The organism is Parabacteroides sp. AF19-14 (genome assembly GCF_003635485.1).
Lineage (GTDB): Bacteria > Bacteroidota > Bacteroidia > Bacteroidales > Tannerellaceae > Parabacteroides > Parabacteroides distasonis.
The window spans coordinates 1-17,212 of sequence record NZ_QTMJ01000033.1 but is presented as its reverse complement, the minus strand read 5'-3'; the positions used below and the strand labels follow the sequence as shown (position 1 = coordinate 17,212).

Genomic DNA, 17,212 nt, shown 5'->3' with positions numbered 1-17,212 from the left:
GGGCTTACTTATTATTCTCGATTTCGTTAGACGATTCCAATTGGCGACGGATCGTGGCTCCATCTACCATATCGGGATTGATAGTCATGCCGTCCGTGATCATCTGGACACCCTCGTAGACGATAACGGTCTGGTCCGGCAAATCCTGTGTCACGTAATAAGAACCGTGGCGGGCCAACGGCTCGAAGCTACGTACGCTCACCTTTCCATCTTCCGCTACCGTATATACATAGGTGAAATCCTGTATCTCGAAAGTGGATTGCTGAGGAACCAAGACCACGTTCTCCATCTTGGTCAGCATCCGGATCTTACCGGATACGCCATGTCGCAGCAAACGTTCCGGGTTCGCGAAACGGGCACGGAAAGCGATCGATCCGGTACCCCGCTCAAAGTCGCCCTCCACGGTCTCTACCTTCCCTTTATACCGATAGGTGGATTGGTCGGAAAGGATCAGTTCCAGATTATTATACTCCGGCTGGTCGATACCGCTCAACTGCGTCCGTTTATATTCCAGATACTCCTTCTCGTTGATCTTGAAATAAGCGAACATATCCGATACGTCCGTCAAGGAGGTCAATAAGCTGCTCGGCGTAACCAAACTTCCCACCTTAAAGGGGATGCGGTCCACGTATCCCTCGAAAGGAGCCGCGATCGTCGTGTACGAGAAATTAGTCTCCGCACGTTGCAAACGGGATTTGGCCTGTTGCACCTGCAAGCGTGCCACGTCCGCCTCGGCCATCGCCTGCTCCAGACGGATCGGCGAGATGATATCTTTCTCCACCAAACGCTTGATGCGGTCTACCTCTACCTCCGCCATCTTCAACTCGGCTTGGGCCTGTTTGTGATGGGCTTGCGCCTCTTTCACCTCCTCGTACAATTCCGCCGAGGAAAGCTTGAAAAGCACCTGCCCTTTCTTCACGTGCTCGCCCTCGTCCACAAGGACGGCCTCCACGAATCCTTCCACTTTAGGTTTCACCTCTACAAACTGTACGGCTTGTACATCCGCTACATACGACTGCGGCACCTCGATCGTGGTCGTGGTTAACCGCATCACCGGCGTATGATCTTTCTTCCCGGACTTTTTCTCCCGGTTTTGGCTACAAGATACCCATACACAAGCCGTTAAGCATAGTAAGGGTAAATAGTTAGAAAACAATTTTATCCTCATAAAACTTATAGATTTATAATTATTTGAATACGACGAAAAGCACATAGGCGAATCACCCCATGCGCAACAATAAGAAACAGGTAAGTTCTACTAAATCAGATAGGAACAGAACCAAACGAAATTCTGTGCTTTGTGTAGGTTATAAAATAAAGGAAGCTTGGCGCATTGCCGTAGTTCCAAGGAATGAATTAATTCATGTAAATCCAGAATCGTAAACAAGTCCCATATCAAATCGATCTCCAAGGCTCGAATTTGCACTTGCTCCTGACGTACCGTTCGCAAGGAGGCGTTATCGTCAAAATCCAACAACACATCGGGTGCCTCTTTATCGACCATTTCCATCGAGGTAGTGGTAATATTCTCCGGAAAGAAATCGCTTCCAATGGAATAAAACTGTAACAGCACCAACATGATCATAAGCATGATACGCTGGTGAAGCCCAAAACGATTATTCACTGTTACATTTAGCATCTTTTATCTAATGGAGGCGCAAAGATAAACAATCTTTTTGGGAAGAAAAAACATTTCACCCGCATACGAGTATTGGTATCGCCCCACGCCGATATAGGCATGAGGCGATGCAGGTATAGGCGTAGGGCTACACCAATACCGACACAGGCTCACGCCTATACCAGCACTTAAATATATGCTTTTACCTTCTCCCGATCCGTTTGTACCGTCTCGAATTCGGAGGAGACGATACTGCTTCCCATCGGGACATTCTCATTGCGGTATTCCATTTTACTATATACGATACTTCGGGCGGACGTATGAAATTCTTTCGCACCGGTCTCCGCCTCTATTTTCCCGATATTATTCTCACGTACGCCACATCCCGGCATGATGATGATCCGTCCGTCCGCACGTTTCACCAGCTCGGCGATCAAGGGGATTCCTTTCACGGCATCCGATTGCTGGCCGGAGGTCAAGATACGGTCGCATCCCAACTCGATTAGCTGCTCCAACGCAGTGAATGGGTCCCGGCAAACATCGAAAGCACGATGACAAGTTACGGACAGAGGTTTTGCCGCCTCGATCAAGCGCCGCATCAAGGGTACATCGATATCCCCGTCTTTCGTAAGACAGCCGAAAACGACGCCATGCACTTTTAGCTCCTTGCACAGTTCTATATCCAATAGCATGGATTGTACCTCGGCTTCCGTATACAAGAAATCACCGCCTCTCGGACGGATAATCACATTGATATCGATCTTGGAAGTCAGAGCCTTCGCCGTCTTGATCTCTCCATAACTAGGTGTAGTTCCCCCTTCGGGTATCCCGGCGCAAAGCTCTACACGGGTAGCGCCTCCCGCCTCCGCCTCCACACAGCTCTGGGCGGAGTTTGCGCATATCTCAATAATTCGTTTCATGTTTATTTAGTATTGTTGACGTACAAAATTACATAAATATCACCACTTGCTCAACAGAACCACAAATAACTATCCGATACCATTAAAAACACCCCTATTATGGATTAACAAAATAAAACAGAACTGTCACCTTTACTATCAAAAAGGCAGCAAATTCGTATCTCCTTATCTATCTATGCCTTAGAAATTTGACTATAGCTTTCTGATTCGTCCAAATAAGAAACAAATTGGTCCATTTCGGAACTACAGCTAAATAGTTTAATGTTTAACTAATCTCAAAAAGACACAAAAAGTTCTATTTTCAAGGATCGAAACGCCATAAAACGTAATATTGCAACGACATTTTAATAGGTTAAGATAAATAACAAATAGGCTTTATGGGAGAAATAAAAGGCTATATCTCACAGGTTATCGGCCCGGTAGTGGATATCCACTTTGATTATGGGACAGAAGAAACAGTAACCCTCCCCCGTATCCACGACGCCATGGAGATTTCCCGCCCGAACGGAAAGATCTTGATCGTCGAAGTTCAGCAACACATCGGGGAAAACACCGTCCGTACCGTAGCGATGGATACGACCGACGGATTGAGACGAGGCATGGAGGCCGTGTCATACGGAATGCCCATCACCATGCCGACCGGCGACCAAGTCAAAGGACGTTTAATGAATGTCACCGGCGACCCTATCGATGGCATGGCCCAGCTTACTAAAGACGGGGCTCTTCCCATCCATCGTGAGCCTCCTAAATTCGAGGATCTGACAACGACCCAAGAGGTCTTGTACACGGGTATTAAAGTAATCGATTTATTGGAACCTTACGCCAAAGGAGGCAAGATCGGACTTTTCGGAGGAGCCGGAGTCGGCAAAACGGTATTGATCATGGAATTGATCAACAACATCGCAAAGAAAAACAACGGATTCTCCGTCTTCGCCGGTGTGGGTGAACGTACACGTGAAGGAAATGACCTATTGCGTGAAATGATCCAATCCGGTGTCATCCGATACGGCGAGGAGTTTAAGAAGAGTATGGAGGCAGGTAACTGGGACTTGTCGAAGATCGATTACGATGAATTGGCTAAGTCGCAAGCTACCTTGGTATTCGGGCAGATGAACGAACCGCCGGGCGCCCGCTCGTCCGTGGCCTTATCCGGTTTAACGATCGCCGAATCCTTCCGTGACAAAGCCTCTGAGGGAGAAAGAAAAGATATATTATTCTTCATCGATAATATCTTCCGTTTCACCCAAGCCGGTTCCGAGGTTTCCGCCTTGCTGGGGCGTATGCCTTCCGCCGTAGGTTACCAACCGACATTGGCCACGGAAATGGGAGCTATGCAAGAGCGTATCACTTCAACCAAGAAGGGCTCCATCACCTCCGTACAGGCGGTGTATGTTCCTGCCGATGACTTGACGGACCCGGCTCCGGCGACTACCTTTACGCACTTGGACGCAACAACCGTCCTCAGCCGCAAGATCACGGAACTCGGTATCTATCCGGCCGTAGACCCGCTGGAATCTACATCCCGCATCCTTGATCCGCTGATCGTAGGCAAGGAGCATTACGACACAGCGCAACGGGTAAAACAAATCCTGCAACGGAACAAGGAACTTCAAGATATCATATCCATCCTCGGTATGGAAGAACTTTCCGACGAGGACAGGCTAACGGTCAACCGGGCCCGCCGTGTACAACGTTTTCTGTCCCAGCCCTTCTCCGTGGCGGAACAATTCACTGGCGTACCCGGTGTCATGGTCTCTATAGAGGATACGATCCGGGGATTCAAGATGATCATGGACGGGGAAACGGATGACATACCCGAACAGGCATTCTTAAACGTAGGAACCATCGAGGATGTCTTGGAGAAGGCCAAGCAGCTGAAAGAACAAGCAAATTAATCGATATGAAACTGGAAATTGTATCACCGGACGGCATTCTTTTCGAAGGCGAGACCGAATCTGTCTCATTCCCGGGAGTTGCCGGTTCATTCGATATCTTGCCTCATCACGCCCCATTGATAGCAGCGTTGAAGGCGGGTACGATCCGGTTCGAGGCAAACGGCAAAAGACAAGAACAAACGATACAAAGCGGATTCGTAGAGGTAAAAGACGACATCCTATCCGTTTGCGTCGAATAAAAACATACGACAATGAATGGCAGATTAAAAATGAGGTTAATGGGTTTGATCACGTTTATCAACGTGGCAATAGGCGTTTCATTGGGTGGTTTATTATATACCATCTGGCCGGAACACTATTTCTCGTGGTATCCGTCCATTCCCTTCTTTTACTGGGTCATGGCCATGGCGATGACTTTCTTCCTAGACCGGGTAAAAAGGAAAAACGGAGATGTGACCGTAACCATGTACATGCTAGTCCGGTTGTGTAAGTTCACGCTCGCTTTCGTCTTCTTATGGATGTACGCGGCGTTTGTCGGGCAACAATTAAAGACATTTGGTTTCACGTTGATGTTATTCTATTTCATTTACCTCGGACTGGAGACTTACATTTTATATCTGTTTGAAAAGAAAAGAATGAAAAGAGAGAAAAGGGAAAAGGATGATGAGTACAATCAAAGATAACAAATACATATGGATCGCTTTCTGGATGTGGCTCAGCTTTCTCACTCCGGCAAAAGCGGCGTCCGGCGAGATAGACGTGCAGGATATCGTCTTCTCCCACATTCAAGACGCCTATACATGGCATATCACGGAATGGAACGGACAAGGGATTGCGATTCCCCTGCCTATCTTGGTAAAAAGCGAGGAAAGAGGATGGGATTTATTCCTGTCATCCCATCTACATCAAGGCCGGACGCATCACAATTATTATATCGCCGGGGAAGGTGAGCATGCGGGAAAGGTTGTTGAGAAGAACAGTGCCGGAGAAGAGGTTCGCCCGATGGATTTCTCATTGACCAAGAATGTTTGCGGACTGTTCCTCAGTTGCGGTCTCTTGCTTTTCATCGTTCTCCGAACCGCCCATTGGTATAAAAAGCACCCGAACGAGGCACCGGGCGGATTTATCGGATTGATGGAAATGGCCATCTCCTACATACAAGACGGGGTGATCAAAGAGGCGATCGGAAAAGAATATAAGCCGTTCTCGTCCTATTTGCTGACGGTATTTTTCTTTATCTTGATCAACAACCTGATCGGAATCATACCTATTTTCCCGGGAGGCGCTAATATTACAGGAAATATAGCGGTAACAGGCATATTGGCACTTTGTACGTTTATAGCGGTCAACCTGTTCGCCACGAAAGCGTACTGGAAAGAGATCTTTTGGCCCAAAGCGCCGATCTACTTGAAACTGCCCTTGCCGATCATGCCGTTCGTGGAGTTCTTCGGGGTATTCACCAAGCCGTTCGCATTGATGATCCGTCTGTTCGCCAACATCATGGCGGGCCATACGATTATCTTGGCGCTAACCTGTTTGATATTCATAACGGCGACGATGGGAGTAGCCGTGAATTTCGGTATGACGATCGTATCCGTCTTGTTCTGTGCGTTCATGAACTGTCTGGAATTGTTAGTAGCTTGCTTGCAAGCTTATATTTTCACCCTGCTGTCGGCCAACTATATCGGATTGGCCAAGGTAAGGGAATAAATCCAAAGAAATTAAGGTATTAGAATTATATTATTAAGGTTACTAATTTAAAATTAAACACTATGTTATCGACTATTTTATTACAAGCGGCAGCCGGGATGGGCGTAGCGAAGATGGGAGCCACTATAGGAGCGGGATTCGCCGCCATAGGTGCAGGTATCGGAATCGGATTGATCGGTAAAGGTGCCGTTGAAGCTATTGGACGCCAGCCGTCGGCCGCAGGAGAGATCCGTACCTCGATGTTGATTATGGGAGCGTTGGTAGAAGGTGTGGCATTGTTCGCTATTGTCGTATGTTTCTTAGCGTTGTTCCAATAAAAAAGTAACAAACTATGTCTTTATTAACACCGGATTCAGGGCTTCTATTCTGGATGATCGTTTCATTCGGGATTGTCTTCGTGATCCTTTCCAAATACGGTTTTCCCGTGATCGTCAAGGCAATCGAACAACGGAAAGCTTACATTGACAATTCCTTAGAGACGGCACGTCAGGCGAATGAGCGACTTGCCCATATCCAAGCCGAGGGCGAGAAGATGCTAGCCGAGGCCAAGGAAAAGCAAAACGCCGTCCTGAAGGAAGCCTTTGCCGAAAAGGAGCGGATCATCGAGGAGGCACGGAAAAAGGCCGTCTCCGAGGCACATCTGCAGATAGAGGAGGCTACCCGGCGTATCCGCGAAGAAAAAGAGAAAGCTATTCGCGAAGTCCGCTCGGAGATAGCGGATCTGTCTATCGCTATCGCAGAGAAAGTAATGAAAGAGAAAATCGGCCGGGATAAGGAACAACAACAGATGATCGACCGGCTGCTGGATGAGGTATCGTTTAGTAAATCGTAAGGTATGGATATAGGAACTATTTCTTCCCGGTATGCCAAGGCGCTTTTCTCCCTAGCGAAAGACAAGGGACAGGAAAGCCGGGTATATGATGATATGAAGATGTTGGCGGACAGCTTCTCGATGGAGCCGGAGCTTAGGGGTGCCTTGAGCAACCCGATCGTTTCCGTACCGGAGAAAGTGAAATTGCTTACGGCGGCGGGAGGTATCGAGGTATGCGAGCTATATACACGTTTTATCAATCTGGTATTAGCCCATAAACGGGAGACGTTACTGCCCTTCATCGCATACATTTATATCCATTTGTACCGGAAAGAGAAGAAGATTACCCGGGTACGATTCGACACGGCCGTAACGGTAGACGATGCGGTCAAGTCTCACCTGCAAGACAAGCTGCGGAAAGAGACGGGATGCACGATCGAGTTCTCCGGCCATGTGGAACCGGAACTAATCGGGGGCTTCCGCCTACGCATCGGCAATTACCGGATAGACGCTAGCTATGCGACGCAACTACGGGATATCCGTACCGGGCTACTCGAAAACAGATAAAAAAGAAGAAGTATGACAGAACAGATAAAAGTGAGTGAAGTCTCCTCCATCCTGCGCCAGCAATTGGAAGGAATCCATACCAGCATCAAGCTGGAGGAGGTCGGGACCGTATTGCAGGTGAGTGACGGCGTGGCCCGCATCTACGGGCTGGATAATGCGGAGGCGAACGAGTTGCTTCAATTCGATAACGGGATGGAAGCGATCGTGATGAACTTGGAGGAAGATAATGTAGGCGCCGTCCTTTTAGGTCCGACCGACCGAATCAAGGAGGGCGACACCGTAAAACGCACGGGCCGCATCGCCTCTATCGATGTCAGCGAGGGGATGATCGGGCGTGTGATCGACCCGTTGGGAAACCCGATCGACGGGAAAGGCGAGATCCTTGGCGAGACTTGCGAGATGCCGCTTGAGCGCAAGGCTCCGGGCGTGATCTTCCGTCAGCCGGTAAACGAGCCTTTGCAAACCGGTATCAAGGCCGTAGACGCTATGATCCCTATCGGAAGGGGGCAACGTGAGTTGATCATCGGCGACCGGCAGACGGGAAAGACCTCGATCGCTATCGATACCATCATCAACCAACGTAGCAACTACGAGGCAGGGAACCCGGTTTACTGTATTTACGTGGCGATCGGGCAAAAGGGTTCCACGGTAGCGGCCTTGGTGAACACCTTGCAAGAGAAAGGCGCCATGGACTATACGATTGTCGTAAGCGCGACCGCCTCCGACCCGGCAGCCATGCAATATTTCGCCCCGTTCGCCGGAGCGGCCATCGGAGAGTACTTCCGGGATAGCGGACGACACGCCTTGGTGGTCTACGACGATCTGTCCAAGCAAGCGGTCGCCTACCGTGAGGTTTCCTTAATCCTTCGCCGCCCTTCCGGGCGTGAGGCGTACCCGGGTGATATCTTTTACCTGCACTCCCGCCTATTGGAACGTGCCGCCAAGATCATCAACCAGCCGGAGGTAGCCCGTGAGATGAACGATCTCCCCGAAAGCATGAGAGACAAGGTGAAAGGCGGTGGCTCCTTGACCGCTTTACCGATCATCGAGACTCAGGCGGGAGACGTATCGGCTTATATCCCGACCAACGTGATCTCTATCACCGACGGACAGATATTCCTTGAGACCGATTTATTCAACCAAGGGAACCGCCCGGCTATCAATGTCGGAATCTCCGTTTCCCGTGTAGGCGGTAACGCACAATTAAAGGCGATGAAAAAGGTAGCGGGTACCTTGAAAATCGATCAGGCTCAGTTCCGTGAATTGGAATCATTTTCCAAGTTCGGGGGCGAGATGGATGCCGTCACCGCTTTCACGATCGATAAGGGGCAGAAGAATACCCAGTTACTGATACAGCCTCAATATAGCCCGATGCCGGTGGAAGAGCAAATCTCGATCCTTTATTGCGGAACGCAAGGTCTACTGAAAGAGGTTCCATTGGACAAGGTGCATGAGTTCGAGGCAAGGTTCTTGCAAGAATTACGGACCTCTCATCAACGGGACGTACTGGATGTCTTAAAGACCGGCGTTATCAATGATGAGATACGAGGCATATTGGAAAAAACAGCGAAGGAGCTATGGGTTCATTGAAAGAAATAAAAGTCAGGATCGCCTCTATACGGAGCACGCAGAAGATCACCGCCGCCATGAAAATGGTATCGTCGGCCAAGCTTCATCATGCCCAGACGCAAACCGAGCATACACTTACATATGCTAATAAACTATCCGCTATCTTAAACGGTCTTCTTTCGGCGGAATGCGACCTAGACTCACCTTACACCGAACAGCGTAAGGTGAGCAAGGTGGCTATCGCCGTATTCGCCTCGAGCACGGGTTTATGCGGGACATTCAATGCCAATATATGGAAAGAGTTATCCGCCACGATCCAGACTTATAAGAACCAGCAAATAGAGGTAGGCCTCTACCCTATCGGCAAGAAAATAGCGGATGAGCTTCATAAAGCGGGGTATAGCTTCGACACTGATTTCGTCACGATCGGCGAAAAGCCGTCTTATGAAAGCGCCGTATCCTTGGCGAACCGTCTCATGGAGCTGTTCGTCACGGGTAAAGCGGACCGGGTGGAATTACTGTATCACCATTTCAAGAACATGGCGACACAAGTCGTAACCCACAAGACGTATCTTCCCCTTTCCCTCTCGGATACGGAAGCGGCGGAAACGGCCACCGACTACATCCTTGAGCCCTCGGCGGAAGAGTTGCGTAACCGGCTTTTCCCGAAATTGCTGAACCTAACCATCTATACGATCCTACTCGACACCTCGACCGCCGAGCACGCCGCCCGTATGATGGCTATGCAGACCGCCAACGACAACGCGAACGATTTAATCCAACAATTAACTTTGCAATATAATAAAACCCGCCAGCAAGCCATCACCAACGAATTGCTGGATATCATGGGAGGAGCGGCCGTTTCATCGTAATAAAAACGGGATGCATCCTTGACTAAACAGACAATGATCCGTATGTAAAACACTTTACTAACGGATCATTTCTTATTTACAAAAAAAAGTAAGACCTTTGCTCACCAAAACATAAGCCTATATACATTATATTATACCAATCTAGGATCGTACTCATGATGAATCAAGAAAAGCTAAAAGGGCATCTCCTTATTTTAGCGGCCAACATCCTGTTCGCCATTAATATGCCCGTATCCAAATATCTACTCCCCGAGCATGTGCAACCCGAGGCGTTAACCAGTATGCGGATGAGCTTCGCTTGCGTGATGTTCTGGATCACCTCCCTATTCGTTCCCTATGAGAAAGTGCCGTTGAAGGACTTGGGACTTCTATGCCTTTGCGCCCTTTGCGGAGTAGGCTTAAACCAAGGGCTGTTTATCTGGGGATTGAATACCACGTCGCCAGTAGACGCTTCCATCATAGCGACCGCCGTCCCCATCTTTGTCATGATCTTGGCGGCCCTGATCCTAAAGGAACCTATCACACGGATGAAAACGTTCGGGGTACTGCTTGGTATATGCGGGGCGATCTCCTTAATACTACAATCCACGCAAGGTTCCAATCAAGCGAGCAGTCTAGGGGGAAACCTCTTGATTACGGTTAGCGGATTCATGTACTCGATCTATTTGGTAGTATCCAAGCCACTAACACTCAAGTACTCATCCGTCACGATGATGAAATGGATGTTCCTGTTCTCCACGCTGATTACCCTGCCTTTCGCTATCGAGTCCATCTGGAATACCCCGGCTTTCCATAAAGAGGTCTTCGACGGCCAAGAGCTGGGAGCCATTTTCTTCGTATTATTCGGGGCCACGTTCATACCCTATTTATTAATACCGCTGGCCTTAAAGCGAATCCGCCCGACTACCGTCAGCATGTACAATTATATCCAACCGATCGTAGCTTCCTTTATCGCCGTATTCATCGGTCAGGATAGTTTTAGCGTAACGAAACTAGTATCGGCCGCACTTGTTTTCTCCGGCGTCTATTTAGTGACCCAAAGCAAGAGCCGGGCGGACCTTGAACAACAAAATAGTCAATCTTTTAGCAAAAACGCTTGCAATATGAAAAATAATGCGTAATATTGCCCCCATAATATAAAAGAATAAGTAGCATACAAAATCAATGATGAGTGTAGAGTCCTCATATTATACATGGGCATTGATGACCCCTTGGGGGGTTAGAATCTATTAATAAGCATTCGCGTAGACCACGTCACGCTATGTCGCAATCTCGTATTGCATCCTTTTTTATTTCTCCTTTTACATAAATAAGTTTAATCAATCGGTTATTGTCGGTTGCTAATCATGAAAAAGCCTTTTCTTGATTGTCAATCCTCGATGAACCATTAAAAATACATATCGATGAAAGTATTAAAATTCGGCGGAACATCCGTAGGTTCCGTGAATAGTATCTTAAGTGTAAAGAAAATAGTAGAGGCTATCGAAGAGCCCGTAATCGTGGTTGTCTCCGCCTTAGGGGGCATCACCGATAAATTACTGGCCACTTCTACCATGGCTTCTAAAGGCGACCTTGCCTACGAGAAAGAATTATCGGAGATCATCGCCCGCCATCTGGACGTGATCGAGGGAGTGATAGAGGACAAGGAGGTACGCATAGATGTCCAGAAGAAAGTGATGGCTTTACTGGATGAATTGAGCAATATTTTCAAAGGTGTTTATTTGATTAACGATTTATCCGCCAAGACATCCGATACGATCGTAAGTTATGGCGAGCGCCTATCTTCCTTGATCGTCTCGAACGTGATCAAGGACGCTAAGTTGTTCGACTCACGCAAATATATCAAGACAGTCAAGCAATTCAACAAGCATATCGTGGATTTCGACTTGACCAACAAGCTCATAAAAGAGACCTTCTCGCCGCTGCCCAAGGTTTCCTTGGTGCCCGGATTCATATCTTCCAGCACGGAAACCGGAGAGGTTACGAACCTCGGACGAGGGGGATCGGATTATACCGCCTCCATCTTGGCGACCGCCTTAGATGCTAACACCTTGGAGATCTGGACGGACGTGGATGGTTTCATGACCGCCGATCCCCGTGTGATCAGCTCCGCCTACGTAATCGACCGGCTTACTTTCACGGAGGCGATGGAGTTGTGTAACTTCGGGGCGAAAGTAATCTATCCGCCGACGATCTATCCGGTTTATCATAAGAATATCCCGATCCGTATCTTGAATACCTTCAACCCGACCGCTCCCGGAACCTATATCTCGAAAGAGCGGGTGAAAGAGGAAGGCAAGGCCATCATCAAGGGTATCTCCTCCATCAACGATACCTGTTTGATCACGGTACAAGGTTTAGGTATGGTGGGCGTGATCGGCGTGAACTACCGGATCTTTAAGACGCTCGCCAAGAATGGCATCAGCGTATTTATGGTATCGCAGGCCAGCTCCGAGAATAATACGACTTTCGCCGTACGTAACGCCGACGCTGATTTGGCCGTACAAGTATTGAACGACGAGTTCGCCTTGGAACGTGCGCAGGGTGATATGAACGATACCGTAGCGGAGAAGGATCTGGCTACCGTCGCTATTGTAGGCGAGAACATGAAACGTACCCCGGGTATCGCCGGGAAGCTGTTCGGTACGCTGGGACGTGCGGGCATCAGCGTGATCGCTTGCGCCCAAGGCGCTTCCGAGACGAATATCTCTTTCGTTATCAAGCATAAATACCTTCGCAAGGCGTTGAACTCCATTCATGACTCTTTTTTCCTATCCGAATATAAGGTATTGAACCTTTTCATCGCCGGTGTAGGAACCGTAGGCGGCAATTTATTGGAACAGATACGCATCCAGCAACCGAAACTGATGCGGCAAAACGGTTTGAAGCTGAATGTTGTAGGTATCTCAAACTCCAAGAAAGCCCTTTTATGCCGGGAAGGGATCAACCTCGACAATTATCTGGAGGAGCTGAAGGAGAACGGGGAAGAGAGCAACCCGGAGCATCTGTGCGAAGAGATCGTAAAGATGAATATCTTCAACTCCGTATTCGTGGATTGCACGGCAAGCCCGGACGTGGCGGCTCTTTACGAGACGTTGATGAACAATAACGTATCCGTCGTGGCGGCTAATAAAGAAGCGGCCTCCTCCTCCTACGATAATTATACCAAGCTCAAGGAGACCGCCCGCCACCGAGACATCAAGTTCTTGTTCGAGACGAACGTAGGCGCCGGCCTCCCGATCATCAATACGATGAACGACTTGATCAATAGCGGCGACCATATATTGAAACTGGAGGCCGTACTTTCCGGTACGCTGAATTATATCTTTAATACGATCAGCGCCGATATTCCTTTCAGCGAGGCGATCCATATGGCAAAGGAAGCCGGATACGCCGAGCCGGACCCACGTATCGACCTTAGCGGCAAAGACGTAATCCGTAAGCTGGTTATCTTGGCCCGTGAGGCCGGTTATCCGGTGGAGCAAGCCGACGTAAAACGGAACCTGTTCATCCCGGAAAAGTACTTCGAGGGTTCCCTTGAGGACTTCTGGAAGAATATCAAGGATACAGATGCCGGTTTCGAGGAGAAACGCCAGCTACTGGAAGCGGAAGGCAAACGCTTCCGTTTCGTGGCGAAGATGGAGAACGGCGCTTGCGAGGTAGGCCTACAAGCCGTAGACAGCCACCATCCGTTCTATGAACTGGAGGGCAGCAACAATATTATCATGATCTCCACCGAGAGATATCATGAATATCCAATGATCATCAAGGGATATGGTGCCGGAGCCGACGTGACAGCCGCTGGCGTATTCGCCGACATCATATCCATTGCTAATATTCGATAGGTATGAAGCACATTATCATTTTAGGCGATGGAATGGCCGACGAGCCGATAGAGGCTCTGGGAGGCAAGACCCCGATGCAATACGCCAAGACTCCTTATATGGATAAATTGGCGGAACTGGGAGTAACCGGGCAGATGAAAACCGTAGCGGATGGTTTCCATCCCGGTAGCGAGGTCGCGAACATGGCGGTATTAGGCTATGACCTGCCCTCCGTATACGAGGGACGGGGTGTATTGGAAGCCGCCAGTATAGGCGTCGCCCTGCAACCCGGCGAGATGGCGATGCGTTGTAACTTAATCTGCGTAGAAGGCGACATCTTGAAGAATCACTCTTCCGGCCATATCTCCACGGAGGAAGCGGACGAGTTGATCCAATGCCTGAACGAGCGATTAGGCTCCGACCGTGTCAAGTTCTATACGGGTGTCTCCTACCGCCACCTATTGGTAATCAAAGGAGGCGATAAGCGTCTGGATTGCACGCCACCACACGACGTACCCCTCCATCCTTTCCGGCCTTTAATGATAAAACCGGAAGTTCCGGAAGCACGAGAGACCGCCGATTTATTAAACGAATTAATCCTCAAGTCCCAAGAGATCTTAAAGGATCACCCGGTGAACCTCAAACGTATGGCAGCGGGGAAAGATCCGGCGAACAGTATCTGGCCTTGGTCTCCGGGCTACCGTCCGGCCATGCGAACGATGCGGGAGATGTACGGCTTCGGGAAAGGTTCCGTGATCTCCGCCGTCGATCTCATCCGGGGAATCGGCGTTTACGCCGGCCTCGAGGTGCTTCACGTAGAGGGAGCTACCGGATTATACGACACGAACTACGAGGGAAAAGCGCACGCCGCCCTTGAGGCCCTCAAGACAAACGACTTCGTCTACCTGCATATCGAGGCAAGCGACGAGGCCGGGCATGAAGGAGACGTAGACCTAAAGATCAAGACGATAGAGTATCTGGACAACCGTGCCGTACGTATCATCTACGAGGAAACGCAAAAATGGGACGAGCCGGTAGCAATCGCTATCCTTCCGGACCACCCCACTCCTTGCTCCATACGTACGCATACGAATACCCCGGTTCCATTCCTGATTTACAAGCCGGGCGAGCAACCCGACTCCGTTACCACATTTGATGAGTTCTCCGTATCAAACGGCAAATATGGCATACTGGAAAAAGATCAATTTATAAAAGAATTTCTAAACGATTAGAGCATGAAATATTACAGCACAAACAAACAAGCCCCTGTAGCCAGCCTAGAAGAGGCCGTCGTAAAAGGTCTGGCCGGCGATAAGGGATTATATATGCCCGAGTATATCGACTCCTTGGACGAGGAGGTGATAGCCAACATGAAGAACCAGTCCTTCCACGAGATCGCCTGCACGGTAGCTCAGATGTTCTTCGGGGAAGACATCGAGCCGAAGGTATTGGACGGTATCGTAAAAGATACGCTCTCCTTCGAGACCCCGGTGGTACCCGTAAAGGATAATATCTATAGCTTAGAGTTATTTCACGGGCCTACATTGGCCTTTAAGGATGTAGGAGGGCGCTTCATGGCTCGTCTACTCGGTTATTTCATAAAGAAAGAGGGATTGAAACAAGTAAACGTATTGGTAGCTACTTCCGGCGATACGGGAAGCGCCGTCGCCAACGGATTCCTAGGCGTTCCGGGCATTCACGTGTATGTGCTTTATCCCAAGGGAAAGGTCAGCCCGATACAGGAATGCCAGTTCACGACATTAGGACAGAACATCACGGCATTGGAGATAGACGGCACGTTCGACGATTGCCAAGCGCTGGTTAAATCCGCCTTTATGGACGAGGAATTAAACCGTCATATGAAACTGACCTCGGCGAACTCCATCAACGTAGCCCGTTTCTTGCCCCAATCGTTCTACTATTTCAACGCTTACGCTCAGCTGGACAAGCAGGGAAAAGCGGACGAGCTGGTCGTTTGCGTGCCGAGCGGTAATTTCGGAAACATCACCGCCGGATTGTTCGCCTATTGGATGGGGCTCCCTATCAAACGTTTCGTAGCGGCAAACAACCGTAACGACGTATTCTTGGAATACCTGAATACAGGAACTTATACACCCCGCCCATCAGTCGCCACCCTAGCGAACGCCATGGATGTAGGCGATCCGAGTAATTTCGCCCGTATCATCGACCTATTCGGCGCATTCAATGATCCTCATAAAGAAATATGCGCACTGATCTCCGGACATCGCTATACGGACGAGGAAATCGCCTCTACGATGCGAGCCGTCTATAAAGAGACGGGATATATCCTCGACCCGCACGGAGCCTGTGGCTACCAAGGATTACTAGACAGCGACCTAAGCGAGACCGAGACGGGTCTATTCCTCGAGACCGCCCATCCCGCCAAATTCAAAGGAACGGTCGATAAGATATTGGAGGCAGATATCGAGATCCCGGCGAAACTGAAAGCCTTCATGGAAGGAACCAAGCAAAGCATCGAGCTGGCAAAAGATTTCGAGGGATTCAAATCTTTCTTGATGAGCCGGTAAAAAGAAGAATAGTTTTCGTAATTGATATAAAATGGAAGGTGTAGCAAATTGATATTATCGATATTTGCCACACCTTCCATTTTTATCACCTAGGACATACAAAAACAGGCGAGAATTTCAAAAAGAAATTCCGTAAGCAAGCTTTTCTTCCGAAAAGTCATGTTGTTAAATTCGATTAATTATAAGCCAAATGTATAATTATTGGAGAAATAGAGTTTTTATAGGATCAGTCGATAATTGGTGGGGATAATTATTTTCATCTATTTAAAATCTCTACCTTTGCTCTATGGAAACGAATAAACTTTATACATTAGCTCAGAAAGTACTACCAAGTGCAGTTCTTACGTATTTTAATATCGTCAACATAGAAAGCACATCCACCGAGATTTTCATCCATCTTGATGAAAAGATGAGTGACAGTCTTAATATACATTAACCGTCTCTCCCCCGATGGTTATCGGGAAATGGCAGAGGAACTATAGATACAAGTGGCCCATTTGTCTTTTTGACAACTTGTAATCTGAAGTCCCGGAGAATCGATTATTCCGTACCCAAGTGCGTCTCGCTTCCAAATTCGAGAGAAAAAAACAGCAATTCCCTGTTTGATAGCTGTTTGCTAAAAAACGGCCTTTCGTTCCAGCCGAAATAATTCACCCTAGTTCATGTTTTACGGTCGTAAGGCGGTAATAATGCCCAACGCTACCGCATCTGAGGGCCGATGCCTATATATGTGTAGGCTTACGCCACTATATGTGTAGCTTGACGCGACTATATGTGTGGGTTGACACTGCTATATATGTGAGTTGATACAGCCATATGTGTAGGTTGATACGTATATATTCGTTAAAAAGCGACGCTTATCGTGTTAAAAAGCGGT

The 17,212-nt window shown here is 48.6% G+C and carries 16 protein-coding genes; 13 read left to right on the top strand and 3 right to left on the bottom strand.

Going from position 1 to position 17,212, the window contains the following annotated elements:
- Positions 1-4: 4 nt before the first annotated feature.
- The 3 genes from DWX33_RS21075 to DWX33_RS21065 form a co-directional block, all read right to left on the bottom strand.
- A complete protein-coding gene (locus DWX33_RS21075; RefSeq protein ID WP_057326394.1) occupies positions 5-1,168 on the bottom strand; it encodes an efflux RND transporter periplasmic adaptor subunit in 1,164 nt (387 codons plus the stop codon).
- A gap of 90 nt (positions 1,169-1,258) precedes the next feature.
- Positions 1,259-1,639 carry a hypothetical protein gene (locus tag DWX33_RS21070; RefSeq protein ID WP_044544721.1) on the bottom strand — a complete coding sequence of 127 codons (381 nt, stop codon included), beginning with the start codon at positions 1,637-1,639 and terminating at the stop codon, positions 1,259-1,261.
- 167 nt (positions 1,640-1,806) lie between these two features.
- Entirely contained in the window at positions 1,807-2,538 is a 732-nt protein-coding gene (locus tag DWX33_RS21065; protein WP_005861801.1) for a copper homeostasis protein CutC, read from the bottom strand.
- Positions 2,539-2,915: 377 nt separating this feature from the next.
- On the opposite strand from DWX33_RS21065, the gene atpD reads away from it, so the two are divergent.
- The 13 genes from atpD (at position 2,916) to thrC (ending at position 16,335) form a co-directional block, all read left to right on the top strand.
- On the top strand, positions 2,916-4,433 hold the full coding sequence (gene atpD / locus DWX33_RS21060; RefSeq protein WP_005861799.1) for a F0F1 ATP synthase subunit beta: 1,518 nt from the start codon (positions 2,916-2,918) through the stop codon (positions 4,431-4,433).
- 5 nt (positions 4,434-4,438) lie between these two features.
- Positions 4,439-4,672, top strand: a complete 234-nt coding sequence (atpC, locus tag DWX33_RS21055) for an ATP synthase F1 subunit epsilon (protein WP_005861798.1) — start codon at positions 4,439-4,441, stop codon at positions 4,670-4,672.
- 12 nt (positions 4,673-4,684) lie between these two features.
- Positions 4,685-5,116, top strand: coding sequence for a hypothetical protein (locus DWX33_RS21050; protein WP_008774073.1), 432 nt, complete (start codon positions 4,685-4,687; stop codon positions 5,114-5,116).
- Entirely contained in the window at positions 5,094-6,143 is a 1,050-nt protein-coding gene (gene atpB / locus DWX33_RS21045; protein ID WP_122380996.1) for a F0F1 ATP synthase subunit A, read from the top strand. The genes DWX33_RS21050 and atpB overlap by 23 nt, the downstream gene beginning before the upstream one ends.
- Before the next feature lie 62 nt (positions 6,144-6,205).
- On the top strand, positions 6,206-6,460 hold the full coding sequence (atpE, locus tag DWX33_RS21040) for an ATP synthase F0 subunit C (RefSeq protein WP_005861792.1): 255 nt from the start codon (positions 6,206-6,208) through the stop codon (positions 6,458-6,460).
- Between the two features lie 14 nt (positions 6,461-6,474).
- Positions 6,475-6,975: a F0F1 ATP synthase subunit B gene (atpF, locus tag DWX33_RS21035; protein WP_005861790.1), complete on the top strand. Its 501-nt coding sequence runs from the start codon at positions 6,475-6,477 to the stop codon at positions 6,973-6,975.
- Between the two features lie 3 nt (positions 6,976-6,978).
- Positions 6,979-7,521: a F0F1 ATP synthase subunit delta gene (locus tag DWX33_RS21030; protein ID WP_005865923.1), complete on the top strand. Its 543-nt coding sequence runs from the start codon at positions 6,979-6,981 to the stop codon at positions 7,519-7,521.
- A 12-nt stretch (positions 7,522-7,533) separates the two neighbouring features.
- Complete coding sequence (gene atpA, locus DWX33_RS21025) at positions 7,534-9,111, top strand: F0F1 ATP synthase subunit alpha (RefSeq protein WP_005865921.1); 1,578 nt, start codon at positions 7,534-7,536, stop codon at positions 9,109-9,111.
- The gene (locus DWX33_RS21020) at positions 9,099-9,962 is read left to right on the top strand and encodes a F0F1 ATP synthase subunit gamma (RefSeq protein WP_122380995.1); all 864 of its coding nucleotides are present in this window, start codon (positions 9,099-9,101) and stop codon (positions 9,960-9,962) included. Before atpA ends, DWX33_RS21020 begins: the two co-directional genes overlap by 13 nt.
- Positions 9,963-10,117: 155 nt before the next feature.
- Positions 10,118-11,083, top strand: a complete 966-nt coding sequence (locus DWX33_RS21015; protein ID WP_022192903.1) for a DMT family transporter — start codon at positions 10,118-10,120, stop codon at positions 11,081-11,083.
- Positions 11,084-11,365: 282 nt separating this feature from the next.
- On the top strand, positions 11,366-13,807 hold the full coding sequence (gene thrA, locus DWX33_RS21010; protein ID WP_057329079.1) for a bifunctional aspartate kinase/homoserine dehydrogenase I: 2,442 nt from the start codon (positions 11,366-11,368) through the stop codon (positions 13,805-13,807).
- Between the two features lie 2 nt (positions 13,808-13,809).
- Positions 13,810-15,018, top strand: a complete 1,209-nt coding sequence (locus DWX33_RS21005) for a cofactor-independent phosphoglycerate mutase (RefSeq protein WP_005861778.1) — start codon at positions 13,810-13,812, stop codon at positions 15,016-15,018.
- A gap of 3 nt (positions 15,019-15,021) precedes the next feature.
- Complete coding sequence (gene thrC, locus DWX33_RS21000; RefSeq protein ID WP_057326382.1) at positions 15,022-16,335, top strand: threonine synthase; 1,314 nt, start codon at positions 15,022-15,024, stop codon at positions 16,333-16,335.
- The last annotated feature ends 877 nt before the right edge of the window (positions 16,336-17,212 follow it).